We start from the raw sequence: 559 nt of genomic DNA, 5'->3' as shown, positions 1-559 counted from the left end.
TCTTCGGGTTGTGAGGTTAAGCGACCAAGCGTACACGGTGGATGCCCTGGCAGTCAGAGGCGATGAAGGACGTGCTAATCTGCGAAAAGCGTCGGCGAGGTGATATGAACCTTTGACCCGGCGATGTCCGAATGGGGAAACCCAGTGTGATTCGTCACACTATCGTTAACTGAATACATAGGTTAACGAGGCGAACCGGGGGAACTGAAACATCTAAGTACCCCGAGGAAAAGAAATCAACCGAGATTCCCCCAGTAGCGGCGAGCGAACGGGGAGCAGCCCAGAGCCTGAATCAGCCAGTGTGGTAGTGGAAGTGTCTGGAAAGGCACGCGATACAGGGTGACAGCCCCGTACACAAAACCACACCGGTTGTGAGCTCGATGAGTAGGGCGGGACACGTGGTATCCTGTCTGAATATGGGGGGACCATCCTCCAAGGCTAAATACTCCTGACTGACCGATAGTGAACCAGTACCGTGAGGGAAAGGCGAAAAGAACCCCGGCGAGGGGAGTGAAAAAGAACCTGAAACCGTGTACGTACAAGCAGTGGGAGCCTCTTT

1 rRNA gene is annotated in these 559 nt (G+C 54.2%); it reads left to right on the top strand.

What is annotated here, in order from left to right:
* Window positions 1-14: 14 nt before the first annotated feature.
* Window positions 15-559: ribosomal RNA gene (locus tag OGY07_RS00110) — 23S ribosomal RNA — on the top strand; the annotation flags it as partial.

It is taken from the genome of Citrobacter sp. Cs237, from assembly GCF_030332325.1.
GTDB classification, from domain to species: domain Bacteria; phylum Pseudomonadota; class Gammaproteobacteria; order Enterobacterales; family Enterobacteriaceae; genus Citrobacter_A; species Citrobacter_A sedlakii.
The sequence above is the reverse complement of the archived record's forward strand: the minus strand, read 5'-3'. Positions and strand labels throughout refer to the sequence as shown.